The following is a 1,577-nucleotide window of genomic DNA, read 5'->3' on the forward strand; positions in this document are numbered from 1 at the left end:
CGCAAGCACCTGCCCAAGGCGATCATCTACTCCCTGGCGATCGCGATGGTGCTCTACGTGCTGGCCACGCTCGTGCTCACCGGTATGCAGAAGTACACCGAGATCAGCCCGACCAGCGGTTTCTCCACCGCGTTCGAATCGGTAGGGATGCCGGGCGTCGCCAACATCATCGCGGTCGGCGCGATCGTCGGCATCATCACCGTGGTGCTCACCTTCATGCTCGGCGTCACCCGGGTGTGGTTCGCGATGAGCCGCGACGGGCTGTTGCCGATCTGGTTCGCCAAGACCCACCCCACCCGCAAGGTCCCGACCAGGGTCACCTGGATCGTCGGCTTCGGCGCGGCGATCCTGGCCGGCGTGTTGCCGATCAACACCGTCGCCGAGCTCACCAATATCGGCATCCTGATGGCCTTCATCGTGGTGTGCGTCTCGGTGATCGTGTTGCGGCGCACCAGGCCCGATGCTCCGCGTTCGTTCCGGCTGCCGCTGATGCCGGTGATCCCGCTGGTCGGGATCGGCTTCTCGGCCTACCTGATCTGGTCACTGCCGTGGGAGACCTGGGTGCGCTTCCTCGGCTGGCTGGTCGTCGGGCTGATCGTGTACTTCGCCTATTCGCGCAAGCACTCGGTGATGAACCGGACCGCGCCGGAGCCGAGCAAGTAGGCCGACAGCGAACTGTGCTGTGATGGGTCGATGAGATCGGAGCAGGACGCCGCGGCGGGCGCGGGGCAGGCGCGCGCGCCGCGGCGGCGGCGCGATCCCGCGAAAACGCGCGAAGCGATCATCGACGGACTGCTCGCCGCGGTGACCGCGGGCGATTTCGCACCGACCGCGCGCGAGATCGCCGCCAGAGCGGGCACCTCCGAACGCAGTGTCTTCGTGCACTTTCCCGACCGCGAAGCGTTGCTGGTGGCCGCGACGGAGCGCCAGTCCGAGATGGTCGAGGGGCGCCTGGTCGTCGCGGACCCCTCGCCTGCCCTGGCCGAGCGGATCAGGGTCGCGGTCGCGCAGAGCGCCGCGATCTTCGACCTGCAGCGCGTGCCCCGGCTGCCCGGTCTGCAGGAATCTCGATCGATCGACGCGATCGACGCACGGATGCGGCGCACCGACGAACGCATCCGCGCCGTACTGGCCGCGCTGTTCGCACCCGAACTGTCGCGCTCCGACGGCGAACTCGACGACGAGCTGCTCGATCTGGTCGACGGCGCCCTGGCCTGGCCGACGCGCCACCACCTGCAGGACCGGCGCGGACTGTCGGGCGAGCAGGCATCAGCGACGATCGAGCGTGCGGTGCGCTTGCTACTCGCTCAGCGCTGACCCGGGTACGAGCACCCGCTTGAGGATCTTGCCGGTCTCCCCGCGTGGCAGCGCGCTCAGGAACGTGACATCACGCGGGACCGAGAATCGACTCAGCCGGTTGCGGATGTAGGTCCGCACCATGTCCGAATCCAGTCCCGCCCCTTCGCGTTTCACCACGAACGCGGCCAGCCGCTGACCGAACTCCCGGTCGGGGACGCCGACCACGGCGACTTCGCTGATCTGCGGCAGGCGACGCACGCACCCGCAGTTGTTTTGGG

General features: G+C 68.3%; 2 protein-coding genes and 1 pseudogene. 2 read left to right on the plus strand and 1 reads right to left on the minus strand.

The genetic code is table 11. The features are described from left to right. Positions 1-663 (plus strand): APC family permease (locus ACFWF3_RS35360; protein WP_379318480.1); only part of this gene is annotated, 663 nt, incomplete at its 5' end. 30 nt (positions 664-693) lie between these two features. Next, complete coding sequence (locus tag ACFWF3_RS35365) at positions 694-1,317, plus strand: TetR/AcrR family transcriptional regulator (protein ID WP_379318482.1); 624 nt, start codon at positions 694-696, stop codon at positions 1,315-1,317. Here the strand turns inward: ACFWF3_RS35365 and ACFWF3_RS35370 are convergent. Continuing rightward, positions 1,300-1,577, minus strand: a pseudogene (locus tag ACFWF3_RS35370) (acyl-CoA synthetase); the annotation flags it as partial. The gene ACFWF3_RS35365 and the pseudogene ACFWF3_RS35370 sit on opposite strands and share 18 nt — an antisense overlap.

Source organism: Nocardia sp. NPDC060220 (assembly GCF_042727815.1).
In the GTDB taxonomy this organism is placed as follows: domain Bacteria; phylum Actinomycetota; class Actinomycetes; order Mycobacteriales; family Mycobacteriaceae; genus Nocardia.